The following is a 19,803-nucleotide window of genomic DNA, read 5'->3' as shown; positions in this document are numbered from 1 at the left end:
ATGAGGATACGCTCATAACGGCAACGCGGATTACTCCTGGTCGGTCACCGCCCCGGTGCTGGCCGAACTGACCAAACGCGCATACTTAGCCAGCACACCACGCGTATAGCGGGGCTCTGGCTGCTGCCAGGCAGCGCGACGGCGCATCAGCTCTTCATCAGAGAGATCCACGTCGATGGTATCTGCTTCGGCGTCAATGGTGATGGTATCGCCATCCTCCACCAGCGCCAGCGGGCCGCCGTCGAAGGCTTCCGGCGACACATGGCCGACCACAAAMCCGTGACTGCCGCCAGAGAAACGCCCATCGGTAATCAGCGCCACGTCGTTACCCAAACCGCGGCCCATAATCGCCGAGGTCGGGGTCAGCATTTCGCGCATACCGGGGCCACCTTTCGGCCCTTCATAGCGAATCACCACCACATCGCCGGCAACGACGGTGCCATCATTAATGCGCGCCTGTGCCTCTTCTTCCGAGCCAAATACCCGCGCTGAACCAGAGAAGCGAGTGCCCTCCTTACCAGTAATCTTTGCAACCGCCCCTTCTGGTGCCAGGTTACCGTAAAGCATGCGCAGATGGCTTTCCGCTTTAATCGGATTACCGAGCGGAGCAATAATTGGTGGTTCAGCGGGATAAGGCTCAACCTCAGCAAGGTTCTCTTCCAACGTTTTGCCGGTGACGGTCAAGCAGTTGCCATTGAGTAGGCCAGCATCCAATAGCATCTTCATCAGCGGCTGAATACCGCCGATCGCCACCAGCTCGCTCATCATGTAATGGCCGCTAGGGCGAAGGTCTGCCAGCACCGGCACACGCTTACCAATTTCGGTAAAGTCAGCAAGGGTAAGCTCAACGCCTATGGTGCGCGCCATGCCGATAAGGTGCAGTACCGCGTTGGTGGAGCCGCCCAGGGCAATCACCACGGTAATCGCGTTCTCAAACGCCTCGCGGGTCATAATATCGGAGGGTTTGATATCGTCGGCTAACAGCGCCAGTACCGCTTCGCCAGCCGCTTTGCAGTCGTCGCGTTTCTCCTGAGAGATAGCGTTCTGCGCCGAACTGCCCGGCAGGCTCATGCCCAAAGCTTCAATGGCCGACGCCATGGTGTTGGCGGTGTACATGCCGCCACAGGAGCCAGGGCCAGGGATCGCCGTTTCTTCGATGTTCTTAAGCTCGATAAGATCCATATCGCCGCGGGAGTGGGCACCCATGGCCTCGAAGACCGAAACGATATCGGTATGGCCTTTGCCAGGCATAATGGTGCCGCCGTAAACAAACACACTGGGGCGGTTTAAACGCGCCAACCCCATCAGGCAGCCCGGCATGTTCTTATCGCACCCGCCAATGGCGACTAGACCATCAAAGCCTTCGCAGCCAGCAACGGTTTCGATGGAATCGGCGATCACCTCCCGCGACACCAACGAGTACTTCATACCTTCGGTGCCGTTGGCAATACCATCAGAAATGGTGATGGTATTGAAAATCACACCCTTACCACCGCCCGCATCGGCGCCATCGCGGGCAAACTCGGCCAGTTCATTAATATGACTATTGCAGGGCGTCACCATGCTCCAGGTAGAGGCAATACCCACCTGAGGCTTTTTGAAATCTTCGTCGTTAAAGCCCACGGCGCGCAGCATAGCGCGGCTGGCGGCTTTGCCTGGGCCATCGACCACTTGGGAAGAGTGGCGGCGGGAGTTTTGCGATGAATCAGACATTAGAAATCTCTCTTAGCGTTGTTCACGGTATCCGCATAGCTTGGCGATGCCACGGCGTTCGCGCAAGAGAAGAGGTGGCAAAACATCATCCCACCATTCCTGCTTGCAGCGACTGAACATAGCGCAGAAGGTCATTTGAGCGCCCTTCACTCACGAGTTGCTCGGGTGTTTTATAGTCAAATGCGCTAAGCGGCTCGTTGCGAAACCAAAACAGAGCGTCATGAAAGTCACCATTAATATCCGCCGCTGCACCGAGCACACGAAGTGCATCACGAAGATAACGTTGGAGTTTTTCTGCCCCCTGGGCACGTGAGATTGTCGTACGATGAACATGCGCTTGACTAGCAAGCGTTTGAATATCGATGCTCAATGCACTGGCAAACAACTTCGGGTTAATCAATGGGTGACGCTCTTCTCGAGCAACGCCCTTCAAGTCAGCCAAAAACCGCTCGAACGAATCAGGCACAAGATACCCGGAAGGCTCATTAAGTGATTCTTTTACATTGCCCATTGCCATCGGCAACCTCCTGCTACGCCTATACAACCAATATACAACTTATATGCATCACATATTCATCATAGCAGCTCTCAAACAGGACGCTAGGGTTTCAAGCTTCAGAACTAAACTTATGGCACCATACACTTAGTCGCCCCGCCACCGCCGTGAGGGACCATCCATTAAGGAATCGTGCATGTCTGCAAACTCTCTGCTCACGCAAACGCCGCTAACGCCGGGCTTTATGGTGGTGCATGCCAATCGCCTGGAAGATTTGCGCGGTTTGGCGGTGGAGTGGATGCGCCGACATCCGCTCTCGCCGCTGGAGAACGAGACCATTCTGGTGCAGAGCAACGGCATCGGGCAGTGGCTAAAGCTAGCGCTAGCAGAAGACCCGGCCCAAGGCGGTGCGGGCATAGCCGCGGCATTGAACGTCACCCTGCCCGCGCGCTTTCTATGGCAGGCCTACCGAACGGTGCTAACGCAGCTAACCAATGACGACCACGCGGTGCCTGAAACCTCGCCGTTCGATAAGTCGCGGTTGATATGGCGCCTTCTGCGCCTGTTGCCCAGCCTTGCCGAGCAGGAAGCCTTCGCGCCGCTAGCACGCTTTTTAGAAGTGGATCGCGACCAGCGCAAGCACTACCAGCTGGCCGAGCGTCTGGCGGATCTGTTCGATCAGTACCAGGTGTATCGCGCCGACTGGCTGGACGCCTGGGCCAAGGGCAACGATGTGTTGATCACCGCCCGTGGCGAAGCCCGCCCGCTGGAAGAACACCAGCTGTGGCAGCCAGAGCTGTGGCGCGCACTGCGCGATGATGTGGCTAATAATCTTGGCGATGCAGGCCTTAACAGCAGCCGCGCCCAGGTGCACAGCCGCTTTCTGGAAGCCGCCGTTCAGCTTGAAGGCCAAGCGTGCCCACCCGGCCTGCCCCGGCGACTGATTATTTTCGGCATCTCATCGCTGCCGCAACAGACGTTAGAAGCCCTGGCGGCGCTGTCGCGCTGCTGCCAGATCGTGCTCTGCGTGCACAACCCCTGCCAGTACTACTGGGCGGATATCATTGAGCACAAAGACCTGCTGCGCGCCAGCCGCTACCGCCAGCAGCGCAAGGCTGGCATGCCCGACGCTTTGGACGTGCTGGGCACCGGTGACGCCAGCGATGCCCTGCACCTACACGCCCAACCGCTGCTGGCCGCCTGGGGCAAGCAAGGCCGCGACTACCTGCGCCTGCTCGACGAACACGACGACGCGGGCAACTACCAAACCCTATTTGAGCAGCAGGCGCTACGAATCGATATGTTCGAGCCCTTTAGCGGCGAAGAGCGCAACTGCCTACTCAGCCAACTCCAAGACGATATCCGCGAGCTGCGCCCGGTAGCAGAGACCCAAACCCACTGGCCCGCGCTAGACCCGGTCAGCGACGACTCCATCGTGTTTCATATTGCCCACGGCCCCCAGCGGGAAGTGGAGATACTTCACGATCAGCTGCTGGCGGCCTTCAGCGCCGACCCGGATCTGCGCCCGCGGGATATCATCGTCATGGTGCCGGATATCGACCGCTACGCGCCCCATATTGAAGCCGTATTCGGCCAGTACCGCTCCGCCTTCGGTAGCTACAACGCGAACGCTAGACCCGACGACCCGCGCTACATCCCCTACACCCTTTCGGATCAAGCCAGCCGCCACCGCCTGCCGATGATGATCGCGCTGGAGAAATTGTTGCGCCTGCCGGAATTGCGCCTTTCGGTGAGCGATCTGCTCGATTTGCTGGAAGTCCCCGCCCTGCGCACACGCTTTGGCATCGATGAACACGACCTGCCTACGCTCAGCCGCTGGATTGAGGGTGCAGGTATCCGCTGGGGGCTCAATGCCGAACAGCGCACCCGGCTGGATCTACCCGAAGGGCTAACCCAGAACACCTGGGCCTTTGGCCTGCGCCGGTTGCTACTGGGGTATACGGTGGGAAGTGCCGAGGCGTGGCAAGGMATCGAGCCATTCGATGATATCGGCGGGCTGGAAGCCTCTTTGGCAGGCCCGCTGGCAAATCTGCTGGAAAAACTGGAAAGCACCTGGAAAACCTTCTGCCAGCCCACCGACGCCGCCAGCTGGGTGGCCCGGCTGCGTGAACTGCTGGAAACCTACTTCCTGACCGACGACGCTCAAGAAAGCGTGATGCTCACCAAGCTCGAAACCGCACTACAGCAGCTGTTGGACAGCACCGAAGAAGCCGAGCTTTTTGATCCCCTGCCGCTCTCCATGGTGCGCGAACACTGGCTAGGGCAAATCGACGAGCACAGCCTTTCCCAGCGCTTCCTGGCGGGAGCGGTCAACTTCGCCACGCTAATGCCCATGCGCGCCATTCCGTTTAAGCGTGTGTGTTTATTGGGCATGAACGACGGTGAGTACCCCCGTTCCCAGCCGCCGCTGGACTTTGACTTGATGGGCAGCGACTACCGCCCCGGCGACCGCTCACGGCGCGAAGACGACCGCTACCTGTTTCTGGAAGCGCTGCTCTCCGCCCGCCAGCAGCTTTATGTCAGTTGGGTCGGCCGCAGTCAGATCGACAACAACCCCATGCCGCCCTCGGTGCTGGTCGGCCAACTACGCGATCACCTGGAAGCGGGCTGGCACACGCAAAATGGCGAGGCGCTGCTGGAAGCGTTAACCACCGAGCACCCGCTGCAGCCTTTTAGCCGCCGCTACTTCTCTTCCCAAGCCAGCGACTCCCCCGCCCAGGCGCGGCTGTTTACCTATGCACATGAATGGCACGCCCTGCACGCACCACGTAGCGAAAACGCCCAAGGCTCCGAGCCACCGTCGCTTCAACCGGACACCGAGCAACAAAGCACCTTAACATTGGCCCAGCTAGGCGGCTTTCTGCGCGAACCGGCCAAAGCGTTTTTCAATAACCGCCTGGGCGTCTATTTCGAGCAGGAAGAACTCACTCAACTGGATGTAGAGCCCTTCACCCTGGACGGGCTACAAAACTGGCAGTTACAGGATCAGTTAATCGCCGCCCAGCGCCATGCAGTGGATAACGGCCAACCAAGAATAGAAGCGCTGCATGCAGCACTAGAGCGCTTCAAAGGCCAGGGCGTGCTGGCAGTGGGCGCCTTTGGTGAACGGATGCGTGAAGCGCTGGCGGAACCGATGGAGGCGCTGTTTGGCGCTTACGAAGAAGCACTGCAGGAGTGGCCCCAGGTAGTCGCAGCGCCCCAGGCGGTGCATGTTGTTGAAACAGCTGCCGGGAAGGTAACGCTGGAAGACTGGCTGGGAGAGCTTCGCCAGGATGACGCGGGCAACCGCTGCCGCTTGCTACTGCTCAGCAGTAGCCTGGTCAGCCAAGGGCGTGGCCGTGGTCAGTACCGCTGGCAGCACCTGCTGCGCCCCTGGGTCGCTCACTTGGCGGGCAATATTGAACGACCAATGACCACCCAGCTACTCTCAAAAGCGGGCCATGTGCGGCTGGAGCCGCTAGACGCCGAGAATGCACACTACCAGCTACAAAACATGCTCAACGCCTGGTGCGATGGCATGCAGGCCCCGCTACCGCTGGCCCCCCAGGCCGCTTTCGCTTGGCTGGCTAAGCTTGGCACGCCTGACAGTGAGACCGATAGCGACGCCTACGCCGCCGCCGAAACCGCCTACGAAGGCGGCCGATTCCAAACCGGCGAAGTCACCCAAAGCGCCTACCTTTCTCACCAATGGTCGAGTTTTGAGCGACTGTTTAACGAGCGCGCCCTAGGGCATAGCTTTGTCACGCTGACCGAGGCGCTCTACGCGCCGCTGCACCGTTCGGTAAAGGGGTGATTTAACGTTACCGAACCAGGAATAAACGATTAGCGAAAGCAACCAGCCACAGGCTAAATAATCTGCCCATTCAGCGACAATACCCGCTTCGCCAGCGCGATCATTTCCGGGTCGCCGGTGTTCTTTTCCGCCACGTCGGAAAGCTTGATCACCGGCAGCCAGCCCTGCCCTTCCGGCCGCGCCTCGACCATCTTAATCACCATGTTCATCGGTTCAGCGCCTACATCGTTGGTGAAGTTGGTGCCGATACCAAACGCCATGCCGATGCGACCTTTGCAGAAGGCATGTATCCGCTCGACCTTCTCCGGTGTTAGCGCGTCGGAGAAGATAATCGTCTTGCTTAGCGGGTTGATGCCCAAGCGCTCGTAGTGCTCGATGGTCTGGGAAGCAAACTCGATAGGATCGCCGCTGTCGTGGCGAACGCCATCGAACAGCTTGGCAAATTTCTTATCGAAGCTGTCGTAAAAGGCCCGCGAGGTAAAGGTATCCGTTAAGGCGATTCCCAGATCCCCCCGGTACACATCAACCCAATGCTCCAGCGCCAGACTATTGGCCATTTTGAAGCCGAAGCGGGCACCGTGGAACATAAACCACTCGTGGGCGTGGGTGCCGATCGGCTTAACGCCGTGGCGCATGGCCATCAGCACATTGCTGGTGCCGCTGAAGGCCTCACCGCCGTGGTGGCTAAGCGCACCGACTACCCGGTCGTGAACGTCAGAAGAGAAGCGCCGACGGGTGCCAAACTCAGCAATTTTCAGCCCTAAACGGCGGTAAAGTTCGATTTTCTCCTGGGCGTGCTGCTCAATCATCGCATCAGCGTCAGGCGCGATCGTCACGCCACGCAGCCGATACCAGAGCTCGCTGATCAGCGCCATCAGCGGCACTTCCCAGAGAATGGTGCGGTACCAGGGCCCTTCAATGATCACCGAAAGATCACTCCCCTGCTGCTCTACAGTCACCTCGCTGGGGTTGTAATGAAAACCGGCGAGGAAATCGAGATACGTAGGGTCGAGATAAGGGCATGTTATTTCGAGATAGCGCTTCTCCTCATCGCTCAAGCGCAGCGATGCCATCTTATCGACTTCGCGGCGAAGTTCGGCGCCGAAGCCGTCAGGAAAAGCATGCTCGCCACGATTAATAAAGGCGTAGCGCGCATGGGCATAAGGAAAGCGTTTGATCACGGCGTTCTGCATCGTGATCTTATAGAAGTCATTATCCAGCAGCGATGTCAGCATGAGATCCCATCGTTAGAGTGAACCGAAGCCGCCGGTAGCGTAAACTAAAATGCACCTAAAGTGGCTCGGCGATAAGATTATCAGGTGGCGGGGCTGTCATACAGTTAAGGAGCTGACTTCATGCGCATTACTCAAACACATCGCGCAATCATTCTCTCCGGGGTGGAAGAGTATATTGATGCTGATGTGGAAGTTCTTGTCTTCGGTTCACGACTTGATGATACCAAGCTAGGCGGCAGTGTAGATCTATTGTTGACCTCCAAGACAGAGATCTCCGAGCTTTCTTGCGACGAACTCAAAGGCATACTAGAAGAATATCTTAAGCTGCCGGTTAACATTGTAACCTATGATCCGTCCGATGAACCAAGCCCGCTCCAGGCGAAAGCCTTAGCTGAAGCTCTGCCTATTGATTAAGTAGCCGCGGCTCATTCAGTCAGGACTAGACTTTAACAAGCAGGAGCTGTCTTCATGCGTCTTACTCAAGCGCAGCGTGCCATCATTCTTTCAGGCGTGCACGAATTCATGGGCACAGTTGTCAACGTTCATGTGCTTGGCTCGCGTCTTGATGATGCAAAGCGAGGCGGCGATGTGGATCTACTCTTGATCTCCCAGACAACGATTCCGCTGCTTGCTTGTGCCGAACTTAAAATGGCCCTTGAAGAGCGCTTGCAGTTACCGGTGGATATCGTGACCTATGTCTCGACGGCTGAACCCACACCCTTCCAAGCAATAGCCTTGGCACAGTCGAGCCCGATTGAAAATGAGGAAGCGGCATGAGTCAGTTGTTCATCTCTAGGCAAGATTTTTCCGCTGAAATTAACAGTATCTTCTTATGAGCCAGCCCGCCCCCCTCAATCCATTGAGCCTCCCCCTTCACGGCAGCCGACTGATAGAGGCCAGTGCTGGCACCGGTAAAACCTTCACCATCGCCCTGCTTTACGTGCGTTTGGTGCTCGGCGGTCACAGCGTTGACGATGACACCGCGTTTATCCGCCCGCTCACGCCGCCGGAAATCCTCGTCGTCACCTTCACCAACGCCGCCACCCAAGAGCTACGCGAACGCATCCGCAATCGACTGGTAGAAGCAGCAGAAGTATTTCGAGCTGAGGACGTAGAAGGAGGGGCAGATCCACTACTCCTCCAACTCCGCGACCAATACGACCCCGCCACCTGGCCCGCCTGCTCACGGCGCTTAGCCCTGGCTGCCGAGTGGATGGACGAAGCTGCGGTTTCCACCATCCACAGCTGGTGCTACCGCATGCTGCGCGAACACGCCTTCGACAGCGGCAGCCTGTTCTCCCTCAACCTGGAAAACGACCAGCGCGAACTGGAACAGGAAGTGGTGCGCGACTACTGGCGCAGCTTCTACTACCCGCTGGACAGTGACGCCCTCGGCATTGTCACTCGCTACTGGAAATCACCCGACGACCTGCACGCCCCGCTACAACGGCTATTGCCCGAAAGCGAAGCGCTGGGCGACGAAAAGCCCGAGCCCAGAGAGACCCTGGCCGCCACCCAGGCCGAACGCGCCGCCCAGCTCAGCGAGCTCAAAGCCCCCTGGGCCGCCTGGCTGGACGAGCTGGTACCCGCCCTGGAAGAGGCCGCCACACGCAAAGCCTTCAAGGGCCAAAGCTTCAACGCCAAAAGCCGCGCCAACTGGCTAGGCGCACTGCGCGAGTGGTGCGAAACGGATGCTGACCGCCCCGCGCTCACCGACGCCGCTTGGAAACGCATGACGCCGGACGGCATGGCGGATATCTGGAAAGAGGGCGCACCGCCCTGCCCGCAGGCATGGCAAGCGCTGGCACAGCTACCGAAAGCACTGGATGCCCTGCCCGAGCCGCGCAACGACTTGCTGATTCACGCCGTGCAGTGGTGCCGCGCCCGGCTGGAGCGCGAACAGGAACGCCGCGCCGAGATGGGCCCCAACGACCTGCTCACCCATCTGGATCGCGCCCTGAAAGGCCCTAACAAAGAGGCCCTGGCCGCGCAGATCCAGCGCCAGTTCCCCGTGGCGCTGATTGACGAGTTTCAAGATACCGACCCGATCCAGTACCGCATCTTCAACGCCGTGTATGACGTTGCATCGCCCCGCCGCGACAGCGCCATCCTGCTGATTGGCGATCCCAAACAGGCGATCTACGCCTTTCGCGGCGCGGATATCTTCACCTACCTGCAGGCCCGCCAAGACACCGATGGCCGCCACGTCACGCTAGGCACCAACTTCCGTTCCAGCCGCGCCATGGTAGCGGCGGTCAACCACTGCTTCAGCTACGCTGACCAGCACGATGCCGGCGCCTTTCTGTTCCGTGCCGATGGCGGCGACAACCCGCTGCCGTTCAACCCTGTCAACGCCAAAGGCACCAAGGAGACGCTGGTACTCAACGGCAAACCGCTAGCAGCTATGACTCTGTGGCCACTTGAAAGCGAAGAGCCGCTTTCCAAAACCGCCTACCAAACCGAGATGGCCGAGCGCTGCGCCTCGCACATGGCCGCACTTCTGGAAGCAGGCCGACAACAGCAAGCGGGCTTTGCGAAAGCCGCTGATGACAGTGACGATAACGGACTCACTCCGCTGGCCCCCTCGGACATGGCAGTGTTGGTCAACGGCCTACAGGAAGCCCGGGCGATTCGACTGGCGCTGGCCAGCCGAGGCATTAAGAGCGTCTACCTTTCCGATCACGACAAGGTGTTCAGTTCCCCCATTGCCCCGCAGCTAGCCATTTGGCTGCGCGCCTGCGCCGAACCCCAGGCCAACTCCCGCCAGGCGGAAGCCAAGCTGCGCGCCGCCCTGGCAACATCAGTACTTGGGCTAAGTCTTGAAGAGTTAGACCACCTCAACCAGAGCGAGCTGGCCTGGGAAGCGCGGGTCGAGCAGTTCAGCGACTACCACCGCCTGTGGCAGCGCCAAGGTGTGCTGCCGCTGGTGCGCCGTTTGATGGTCGATTTTGATATCGCCGCGCGGCTACTGGGCGAGTTCGCCGAGGGTGAGCGTTTGCTAACCGACCTGCTCCACCTGGGTGAAATGCTGCAGCACGCCAGCCAGGAACTGGATGGCGAACACGCGCTGATTCGCTTTCTGGCCGAAGCCATTGCCGACCCGGATAGCCACGGCGACAGCCACAAGCTGCGCCTCGAGAGCGATGCCGATCTGGTCAAGGTAGTGACCATTCACAAATCCAAGGGGTTGGAGTACCCGCTGGTGTTCCTGCCGTTTATCGCCAACCACCGCCCGGTCAGCGACACCGACCTGCCGCTGCGCTGGCACGATAGCGAAGGCAACCTGCAACTCAGCCTAAGCGCCGATGAAGCAACGCTGGCCACCGCCGACCGTGAACGGCTGGGCGAAGACCTGCGCAAGCTCTACGTGGCGCTCACCCGCGCCCGCCACGCCACCTGGCTGGGGCTGGCGCCGCTAAAAGGCATCGAGAACAGCGCCATCGGCCACTTGATCAACGGCGGCAAGGCCATCGCCCCCGGCGCGTTTACCCACGCGCTAGGCGAGCTGGTGGAAGGCAGCGATATTGCGCTAAGTGACGCCCCGGAACCCACCGCGCTGCGCTTCACCCCGGCGCCGGAGCAGCAGGCACTGGGCCACGCCCGCACCCCGCTACGCCCCGCTCGAGAACAGTGGTGGATCGCCAGCTACTCGGCGCTGCGTACTTCTGGGGCCGTCTCTGGATCTAGCACCACCCCGCTGACAACGCCCGCGCCGGAACCCACCACCCCCCAGGAAGCCACCACCCTGGAAGTGCTGGACGAGCCCCACGACAACGCCATCAACACCGAAGCGTTTCACCTGCACCGGTTTCCACGTGGCCCAGGCCCCGGCACCTTCCTGCATGGATTGCTGGAGTGGGCGGGCCAACTGGGCTTCAACAAAGCGCTAGAAGACCCCGCTGCCCGAGAAGATATGCTGCGGCGGCGCGTGCAGCTGCGCGGCTGGCAGGCGTGGCACGTCACCCTGGCGGGCTGGTTTGAAGAGCTGCTCGCCACGCCGCTTCCCCTGCCACTCCTACAACAACAGTCACAGCCCAGCGAAGGCAGCCAGGTGGCGCTATGCGAACTCGAAAGCTATCAGGTAGAGCTGGAGTTTTGGTTTACCGCGCACCATGTAGGAACCCGCAAGCTGGACGAACTGGTCAGTGACCACTTACTGCCTGGAATATCGCGCCCCGCGCTGGATGCCGACACCCTCAACGGCATGCTCAAGGGCTTTATCGACCTCGCCTTTGAGCATGAAGGCCGCTTCTATGTGCTCGACTGGAAATCCAACTACCTGGGTAGCGACGACAGCGCCTATACCACTGACGCTCTGCGCGATGCCATGCTCGAAAAGCGCTACGACCTGCAAGCAGCTCTTTATATGCTCGCCCTCCATCGGCTGCTGAAAGCGCGCCTGCCCGACTACGACCCGCACCAACACCTGGGCGGCTCGATGACGGTATTTCTGCGCGGCAGCCGCACCACCGCCCGCGGCGTACACGCTGTGCCTGCGCCGGTCGCATTGATTGAAGCACTGGATGCACTGTTTACAGGCACGGCAGCAGATGCAGTATCAGAAACAGGCCTAGAGGCGTTGGTATGAGCAATAGAGACACACAATCTATGAACCTAGACCTGTTCGCCGATGAGGCGCCGCCCGCTGCACCTGATTCAACCGCATCGGTAACACCACCGACAGAATCAGCCGCCAGTGCTACCCAGCCGCACCCCGCGCTAAGCGACACAGCCGCGCTATTCCTGCTGTGTGAGCGTTGGGTTTCCCGTGGCTGGCTGCGGGATCTGGATCTGGCCCTGGTGCGCTTTCTCGACCGTGAAACCCAAAACGCCCCGCCACTGCTGTTGCTAGGCGCAGCGTTGGCCAGCCACCAGCTTGGCCGTGGCCATGTCTGCCTGGATATAGCCTCCACCCTGGAAGCGCCGGATTTTGCGCTTTCGCTGCCGCCGGAAGGCGACGACCTGAACGACCCGCCGCCGCTGCCCAGCCATGTACTGACCACGCTAACGCTGCCCGAGTGGCAGGCCGCGTTCAACCACCCCACACTGATCAGCGACGGCCCCGGCAATACGCCTTTGGTGAAAAGCGATTCCTCGCTCACCACCCGGCTCTACCTGCGCCGCTACTGGCAGTTCGAGCAAACCCTGCACCAGGAAATAGCCCACCGGGTTAGTGTGGATAGCCAGGCGGATAGCCCGTTACTAAAAAGCGCGCTGAATACGCTATTCCCCGCCAGCAACAGCATAGACTGGCAAAAAACTGCCTGCGCCCTAGCCGCCCGCAGCCCCTTCGCGATCATCACCGGCGGCCCCGGCACCGGTAAAACCACCACGGTTGTGCGTCTGCTGGCCCTGCTGCAAACCCTGCAACTGGCCCAGCCCAACGCCCATCCGCTGCGCATCCGCCTGGCCGCCCCCACCGGCAAAGCCGCCGCACGGCTAAATGAATCCATCGCCGGGCAGGTGAGCAAGCTACCTTTCAAAGGGCTAATATCATTGTGGGAGGCAGCTTTAGCTGGCGAAGAAAAGGCCACAGAGCTGCTTCAAGCCACTATCCCTACAGAAGTCACCACACTTCACCGCTTATTAGGTGCCAGAGCCGACACCCGCCACTTCCGCCATAACGCCGCCAACCCGCTGGCGTTGGATGTGCTGGTGGTAGATGAAGCCTCAATGGTGGATATCGAAATGATGACGGCGCTGCTCAGCGCCCTACCCGCCAGCGCCAAGCTAGTGCTGCTGGGGGATAAAGACCAGCTGGCATCTGTAGAAGCAGGCGCCGTGCTGGGCGACCTATGCCGCCGCGCCGACGCTGCCCACTACACCCCCGCCACGGCAAAGTGGCTTTCCGAACTTACCGACCACCCGCTGCCAAAGGTATTAATCGACCCGGACGGCCAGCCGCTGGATCAAGCCATTACCATGCTGCGGGTAAGCCACCGCTTTACTGAAACAAGCGGCATCGGCCAGCTCGCCCAGGCGATTAACCAGCCGCTAAGTGAGGCATTGCGGGAACGGGATAAACACCAAGCCGTGCATGGCGTACTGAATAACAGCTACGCCGACCTGCACCACCTGGTGTTGAAGCCAAACGCACAAAACGAAGACAGCGCCCTGGAGCGCTTGGTGATCACCGGCAGCCCGGAACGCTTTCCCAACGCAGGCGAAGGCCGCACCAATTTCAAGGGCGAGTCCATTGCCCCCCCCACCGGCTACTGTCACTACCTAAACACATTAGATAGTGAGCGGCTTGATACGGCACTGGCGTTTGAAGAGAACAGAGACGTTTACGATGCGTGGGCTAAGCAAGTACTCAACGCCTACAGCCGCTTTCAGCTGCTATGCGCGCTACGCAAAGGCCCGTGGGGAGTAGAAGGCTTAAACCTGCGCATAGCCAAAACGTTACGCAGTGAAAAGCTGCTGTTCGGCAACGACCACACGCTGGAAAAAGGCTGGTTTGAAGGCCGCCCGGTCTTGGTCACCCAAAACGACTACGGTCTGAAACTGATGAACGGCGATATCGGCATCACCCTCGCCGCGCCTGACCCGCGCACGCCGGGTAAATCGTTACTGCGCGTTGCCTTTCCGACCAGTGACCCGGAAAACCCGATCCACTGGGTGCTGCCCTCCCGCCTACACGCAGTAGAAACCGTGTTCGCCATGACGGTACACAAATCCCAAGGCTCGGAATTCCAGCACACCGCCCTGCTGCTACCGCAAACGCCCAACCCAATTCTCACCCAAGAACTGGTCTACACCGGCATCACCCGCGCCCGCGATTGGCTTACGGTGATCGAAGCTAAGCGTGGGATATTGAATGATGCGGTTACTAGGGAGGTTATGCGGGTGAGTGGATCTGGCGAGGTTAAAACCTATGCTTAAGTATTTTTAATTTACATTTTTAATGCAGCATTGTAGACGGACAGCGATACAGATATCAAAAATAGCCTTTTCACTAAGTTTCTGGCCAGAACTCACACTTCGCAAACTCGAATAAACCATTAAAATTTTTATATTCAGTCCGGTTCCGATTAAATATAATTACATTACCATTACCCACATGTGACACCTTAGCTACAGAAGTATTATTGAGGTTAGTGCATTGATGATTTTCATCGAAGTCTAAACTCACTGCGATTAGTTGTGCGACATGGCTCATATTTTTATCAAAAAACCCAGAACTTCCGTGCAAAAAACCGAGATATGTTATTAAAAAGATTAGAAAACAATTTTTTTAGTGTTTCCTTCCAATTTTTGCTGGAAAAAATAGCCCAAAAGACAGCTACATTAGCGAACAACGACATCAAAACAATGCCAAAAATTACTAATAAAATTAACTGGGTAGGCAAGTACACAAGTGTGATGATCGCAAGAGTGATTGGAAAATTTGAAGCTGGGACATGAAAAGCCTCATTTAGCACAGCAGATGCCCATGAGGTCGAAACTGCCAAATATCCAACACTCACGAATGCAAGAGCAACTTTTACCCACACCGGATCTAGATACTTAGTGCGGCTTTTAAAACTACCTAGCCAAACCAAAGGAACTAAATAAGGTATGATAAGAACAACTATGCCAAAGATCATTGCCAAATTCGAACCAACATTAGATTCAGACATGATAACGAATGATAACAAGTAAACTATAGCTAAGATAGCTATCGCTACTTTTGGTCTATGCAACGCTGTCATAAAGATGCATTATGTTGAGCGAAGCGATAGCCCATAAGGCACTAAGGCACTAAGGCACTAAGGCACTAAGGCACTAAGGCACTAAGGCACTAAGGCACTAAGGCACTAAGGCACTAAGGCACTAAGGCTAACGATCTTCGCGGCTTTATATGTGAATATGGTTTCCGAATCATAATGATACCATCACTAGCTATTTTTTTGTTACTAAGAATAATTTTTAATTTACTGCATAACCCTTAGCAGATCTAACCTATTTAGAACTCCTTTCTATCCTATCAACACTTGTTATAGCTGAATGCGCATGAGTCTAGGGCCTCAGTAGCTACATAGTGCGCGTAGCGCCCTCGTGGGCGACCTGCTTCTGATATGAGGTGAAGATGCTTACGTGCGCGGGAGCCTATAACATAAAGCAGTTTCTGGGCGGCAACTTGGCCAGCAACTTCATTGAAATGCGGAACCATACCCTCAAGAAGACCAAAAGCGATGACGACGTCGAACTCAGCACCCTTGACCCCGTGTATGGTCGAAACAGTGATGCCGGTTCTTTCGCGAAATACTTTCCTGAAGAAAGATATATCATTTATATAACTAGCCCCATCCCTACGAAGCCTTTCAATCCGTGAATATGAACTACGAAAGAATGCCTCACGGTGTTCCACCAGAGGAGGAAAGCTATCTAAATCTATGTCGAGCCGCTCAAACAGTTGGGTAAAGGCTTGATCAAGGTAGTTAAGTCCATCCGTCTCGACAATCGAGAGTGCATTACACTCTCTCAATAACAAACGCTGTGTCAGACTAGACGTGTTGAAGCCAAAATCGTCGAGGTCGTTGATTATAACTTTAGCCCAACGCATGCGACGCACAAGCATGTTTGGCGAAGACTCAGTAAGCAGAATTTTCGATAGTTTGAACCAGAAATTGTCCAGGTCATTGCTAAAAGGGACTAGGCCCGGGCCGTCGAACTGTTGATCAGGCAACATTGCCACCAATTTGCGCGTAGTTGACGCAAGCAATACCCACCACGGAGCGACTACGCATATCTCCGCGGGTGCGTGMCCTGCGGAGAGACTCACTTGGATCAGCCTAACCAACTCGTCATGTAGGTCAGTATGAGCTATGTGCTGATTGTAAGAAACTATACTTGGAAACGTTGCGTTTATCCCCACGCCTTGAATGCTAGTGGCATGCACGTTGAAGTTTGAAAAATGACTGATGATTCTTTCGCTCGAGCGATAATTTCGACTGAGAGCCATTTCCTTGATCGGGATTCCCGCCTGCGCTCGGAAGTCGGCCGCTGAAATCGCATAACCTCCGAGTGAACCGAAAATTTCCTGGTTCGGATCGCCGACAATGAAAGTCTTCGTTCGCCCCTCGCCTTCGCGTAGAATAGTTGTTAGAAGGCTGTATTGAATCTGCTTCGTATCTTGGTATTCGTCCACGAAGATATGTGAAAATACTTGGGAGAGCAGCGGCGCGATATGTTTCTGATCACGCATAAGCGAATGCGCATACCAAAGGATGAGTTCGAAATCTATCTGCCGCGTGTCTGAAAGCTCGTGGAAATACTCACTTAGGATCTTGTTTAGTGCCCCATGCTTTCTAGTATCAACACATCCAAGATGGTATCCAGATACAGTGAAGTAGTAGTCGCAGTCCCAATGAGTCACTCCCGAATAAGAGGCGCATAGCCGGTCAAGCATGAGTTCGCGATCATGCTTACCAAGGACACGGTACCCATGCGCAAGCTCAGGGTGGTAGATACCGTAGGGTTTGATAACCCACTCAAGGCAAAAGGAATGGATAGTTCCGATCCACAGACCAGACGTATCGACACCCATTTCTTCAATACGCTCTTGTATCTCGTCGGCTGCGCGATGCGTATAAGTGATCGCAACGACGAACCGTTTGTCCGCTTGGCGGGAAAGTTCATAAGCAATTTTATACGTGAGTGTGCGCGTCTTTCCACTGCCGGGACACGCTACTAGGAAGACGCTCGATGACTCTTTCACTGCGGCTGTTTGTTCCGAGTCAAGTTCGTTCTCTTCCCAAACAAACATCAGGTCATCTCCGCTAAGAATGGATTGATAGCATCGTAGGGTACCGCTAAGGCGAATGCTGCTCTAATTTCTGGCAGTGTGATTTCTCCCTGAAGAAAGCGGTCGATTTCATCTTCGAAGATGGCTAAACGCGTATTCGCTGAAGGATCAGCACGGAATTGGCAGTCGACCCGATACTGAAGAATCCTAGCAATAAGCGGACGGGAGAAGTGACCATGCGCGAACAAAATTGCTTTCCTGATATAATCAGGTATCACAACTTGATGATCGAGCTCACCGGCGAGCAGGATCGCAAACCAGCCTTTTCCTTCTTGCTCGGCCATCAGAAGCGTCCGTAAGCCTACTTGTTGCAGCTTGCCTGAACGGAGCTGCTCAAGTACTAGTTCGATAGTTGCTGGCGACTTATACACCTTATGGGCAGTTTTAACGATTGCCTCTTGGTTATTAGCCGCGACGAAATCAACTTCAAACGTGTGCGTCGCGTAGAAGGCATTGACCCAGGGGKTTCCGGTTACAAAGGTATCGAGATTGGTTTTGCGATCAGCACCGGCTTTCTGCGAGCCGATCGCCTTAAGTTTCCTCGCTGCGAAGGCGGCAGTATCAGTAGACTTTGGCTCTACATTGAAGAATGTCGTGTCAAGGTCAGTGACTATGGCGCAGCGCTTGCGGATACGCATGTCATGAAATAATACAGCAACATTTTTGAAGCCTGTACTACGAATATTGATGACACTGATGCCTAATTCATCGACGCTTAGTCCCAAGACTTTCTTAACGAGGACTGGGACGAGTATCTCCTCGGCATCACCTTCTACCAGCAATACGCTCTTAGCGAAAAGTAGGTTGCTACGCACCGCGTCAAGGTAGCGTTGAATGCTCACGACTTGAGATGGATCAAGCCCTGTTGCCGGTTGGTAGGCTTCGCAGAAAGAGCCTTGACGACCCAAGATATTAACGTTGCTTACATTACTAACCTCGGAGATCTGGGTCGAATGTGTAGTGTAGATGATCTGCGCATCGTTATAAGAAATGCGATCGAACAAGGTCTTCTGAATATGGTTGTGGATATGAGCTTCTGGTTCTTCGATTAAGAGGAAGTTGGCAATAGCGAGCTTTTCGCGCTGATATTTAAACTCAAGAAGCTTCAGCGTCAGGTAAATCAGATTTGCCCCACCCAAGCTCAGTTCATGAATCGTACCCTCATAGCCATCATCGGACTCGCCCACAAACAGGCGTAAGGATTGAAAAAGTTTTTCCGCTTCGTCTGGCAGGTCGGACTTGATTGAAAGCGAAGCCGGGGAGTAGGTCTCACCGGCAGCATCTTTTATCGTCTCACGGATGTGCTGGCGAACCGACTGCACATCCTCAAGGCTTTCAATGGAGGTGTTCAAGTTGCGAACCATCTCAGAGATGGGCTGCATTGCTCCTGGATCTATTTCGCCGCTCTTGCTCTTAAGAAGCGTAAACAGTGGGTTCGTTCGGTTGTTATGGAACTCCGCAACAACATCTCGCAAGGCCTGGACAAAAGTCAGCGAAACCTCTTTTGTAACTGAGAGAAAACCCGGCACTTTCGACCCGATCTCCGGAAATTCAGTCTCCGGGCTGAAACAGCACATATCGAAATCACCCACGATAGATTCGTATACCGACTGGTCAGTAAAGTCAGCGCTGCTTCTACCTGTGAATATTGTCTCGTAGTCATCGATTGTGATCGCGTCTCGAATGTCCGCTAGCTCATCATTGTCGAAGTCTCCAAGCGAGGCCAGCTTAAGGCGGATCTCCTTTTTAGGACGAAAGATAAGGTTATAGGTCGCCTTTGCGATCGGGCCATCCTCTAGAATGGCGGTGGTCTGTAGAAATAGCGCCTGCACAGCTTCGTCAGAGCTGATCTCCTCGAATTCCACACTAATGATAATCCAGTGGCCTTGCCACCGACTTAGTGAACGACAGAAATCTGACTCATCCAGGCGATGGGCAGCTCGCACCATGTGGTCATCCAGTAGGAGACGTATAGCGCGGAGGATATTTGATTTACCAGAACCATTTTCGCCAATAATCGTGTTGACACCTCGCTTAAAATACAACGTGGTGTTCTTAAAATTTCGATAGTTGACCAATTTCAGCTTTGAAATATGCATGGTTTTCTGGATGCTCCCATTCCCTTGAATAAATTTTTTATACGGAAACCAGCGTAACTTAACGGTATCGATATTCCCTTATAAATCATCAAATGGAGTTTTTGATGAGTTGCAGCAGCCGTCAGTAGGATTTGTTCTAGGTAGAACTTGCGGTGCAATTATATTGAGCCACCTGCTTGGTTATGAACGCAGTAGGTAGACGTTCAAGCACCCTGCCTGTGACGTATTATTTGCATATGCGAACGTCAGCTTTGGGTCGAAAAGCGTCATTCGCTAACTTCCTCAGAAAATGCAACCCTATCTGCTAAAGCTTTCATACCTTCAATCGGCTCCTCATAACTCCAAGCAATATCCCGACTTTCACCCAGCGAAAAATACACCGTATGCCCTTTAAAGGGGCAATAAGTGATGGTCTCTGAAACGGTGAGTAAATCCATCCGCACGTCTTCACGTGGAAAGTAATGGCGTGGCGAGTAGCCGTGTTCGCGGAGTTCGAGCGTATTGGTGGAGTCGGCTATCAGAATGCTATCAACCTGCACCTGCATGCGCTGCTTGCTTGGGTGAAGCGTTATGCGGGCATTCTGCATCATATTATCCCTGCGGCGTTTTTCGCTCTAATGCTTCGAGACTAGCAGTTAACTTAGGTTAAACCTACTTTG

General features: G+C 55.7%; 12 protein-coding genes. 5 read left to right on the top strand and 7 right to left on the bottom strand.

All coding sequences use genetic code 11. The annotated features are described in order from the left end of the window. Positions 1–30: 30 nt before the first annotated feature. Together ilvD and HALO_RS08230 are read right to left on the bottom strand one after the other, a co-directional pair. The gene (ilvD, locus tag HALO_RS08235) at positions 31–1,713 is read right to left on the bottom strand and encodes a dihydroxy-acid dehydratase (protein WP_035584233.1); all 1,683 of its coding nucleotides are present in this window, start codon (positions 1,711–1,713) and stop codon (positions 31–33) included. A gap of 85 nt (positions 1,714–1,798) precedes the next feature. After that, positions 1,799–2,230, bottom strand: coding sequence for a hypothetical protein (locus tag HALO_RS08230; RefSeq protein ID WP_035584235.1), 432 nt, complete (start codon positions 2,228–2,230; stop codon positions 1,799–1,801). A 175-nt stretch (positions 2,231–2,405) separates the two neighbouring features. Here HALO_RS08230 and recC point away from each other — a divergent pair, with 175 nt between their 5' ends. After that, complete coding sequence (gene recC / locus HALO_RS08225) at positions 2,406–6,023, top strand: exodeoxyribonuclease V subunit gamma (RefSeq protein WP_035584238.1); 3,618 nt, start codon at positions 2,406–2,408, stop codon at positions 6,021–6,023. A 53-nt stretch (positions 6,024–6,076) separates the two neighbouring features. Here the strand turns inward: recC and pncB are convergent, their stop codons facing one another. Continuing rightward, on the bottom strand, positions 6,077–7,258 hold the full coding sequence (gene pncB, locus HALO_RS08220; RefSeq protein ID WP_035584240.1) for a nicotinate phosphoribosyltransferase: 1,182 nt from the start codon (positions 7,256–7,258) through the stop codon (positions 6,077–6,079). A 120-nt stretch (positions 7,259–7,378) separates the two neighbouring features. Between pncB and HALO_RS08215 the strand changes: the two genes are divergently transcribed. From HALO_RS08215 to recD, 4 genes are read left to right on the top strand one after another with little or no spacing between them, the layout of a single operon-like run. Next, on the top strand, positions 7,379–7,672 hold the full coding sequence (locus tag HALO_RS08215; protein ID WP_035584243.1) for a nucleotidyltransferase domain-containing protein: 294 nt from the start codon (positions 7,379–7,381) through the stop codon (positions 7,670–7,672). A 54-nt stretch (positions 7,673–7,726) separates the two neighbouring features. After that, on the top strand, positions 7,727–8,035 hold the full coding sequence (locus HALO_RS08210) for a nucleotidyltransferase family protein (protein ID WP_035584246.1): 309 nt from the start codon (positions 7,727–7,729) through the stop codon (positions 8,033–8,035). Between the two features lie 55 nt (positions 8,036–8,090). After that, complete coding sequence (gene recB / locus HALO_RS08205) at positions 8,091–11,846, top strand: exodeoxyribonuclease V subunit beta (protein WP_035584249.1); 3,756 nt, start codon at positions 8,091–8,093, stop codon at positions 11,844–11,846. Positions 11,847–11,866: 20 nt separating this feature from the next. After that, positions 11,867–14,140, top strand: a complete 2,274-nt coding sequence (gene recD, locus HALO_RS08200) for an exodeoxyribonuclease V subunit alpha (protein WP_035584252.1) — start codon at positions 11,867–11,869, stop codon at positions 14,138–14,140. A 284-nt stretch (positions 14,141–14,424) separates the two neighbouring features. Here the strand turns inward: recD and HALO_RS08195 are convergent, their stop codons facing one another. From HALO_RS08195 to HALO_RS08180, 4 genes are all read right to left on the bottom strand, one after another. Continuing rightward, on the bottom strand, positions 14,425–14,949 hold the full coding sequence (locus tag HALO_RS08195) for a hypothetical protein (protein WP_035584255.1): 525 nt from the start codon (positions 14,947–14,949) through the stop codon (positions 14,425–14,427). Between the two features lie 275 nt (positions 14,950–15,224). Next, positions 15,225–17,006 (bottom strand): UvrD-helicase domain-containing protein, encoded by a 1,782-nt coding sequence (locus HALO_RS08190; protein ID WP_035584258.1) that lies wholly within the window; start codon positions 17,004–17,006, stop codon positions 15,225–15,227. Beyond that, positions 17,006–19,144: an ATP-dependent nuclease gene (locus HALO_RS08185; protein ID WP_050713299.1), complete on the bottom strand. Its 2,139-nt coding sequence runs from the start codon at positions 19,142–19,144 to the stop codon at positions 17,006–17,008. The genes HALO_RS08190 and HALO_RS08185 overlap by 1 nt, the downstream gene beginning before the upstream one ends. Before the next feature lie 266 nt (positions 19,145–19,410). Beyond that, positions 19,411–19,731, bottom strand: a complete 321-nt coding sequence (locus HALO_RS08180; RefSeq protein ID WP_050713298.1) for a DUF427 domain-containing protein — start codon at positions 19,729–19,731, stop codon at positions 19,411–19,413. Positions 19,732–19,803 lie beyond the last annotated feature (72 nt).

The sequence above is a fragment of the Halomonas sp. R57-5 genome (genome assembly GCF_900070345.1).
GTDB lineage: Bacteria > Pseudomonadota > Gammaproteobacteria > Pseudomonadales > Halomonadaceae > Vreelandella > Vreelandella ventosae_B.
The sequence above is the reverse complement of the archived record's forward strand: the minus strand, read 5'-3'. Positions and strand labels throughout refer to the sequence as shown.

Coding starts and splice junctions, on each gene's coding strand:
- pncB (WP_035584240.1), bottom strand. CDS start 7,258: ATGCTGACATCGCTGCTGGATAATGACTTCTATAAGATCACGATGCAG.
- HALO_RS08180 (WP_050713298.1), bottom strand. CDS start 19,731: ATGCAGAATGCCCGCATAACGCTTCACCCAAGCAAGCAGCGCATGCAG.
- recB (WP_035584249.1), top strand. CDS start 8,091: ATGAGCCAGCCCGCCCCCCTCAATCCATTGAGCCTCCCCCTTCACGGC.
- recD (WP_035584252.1), top strand. CDS start 11,867: ATGAACCTAGACCTGTTCGCCGATGAGGCGCCGCCCGCTGCACCTGAT.
- HALO_RS08210 (WP_035584246.1), top strand. CDS start 7,727: ATGCGTCTTACTCAAGCGCAGCGTGCCATCATTCTTTCAGGCGTGCAC.
- HALO_RS08230 (WP_035584235.1), bottom strand. CDS start 2,230: ATGGCAATGGGCAATGTAAAAGAATCACTTAATGAGCCTTCCGGGTAT.
- HALO_RS08215 (WP_035584243.1), top strand. CDS start 7,379: ATGCGCATTACTCAAACACATCGCGCAATCATTCTCTCCGGGGTGGAA.
- HALO_RS08195 (WP_035584255.1), bottom strand. CDS start 14,949: ATGACAGCGTTGCATAGACCAAAAGTAGCGATAGCTATCTTAGCTATA.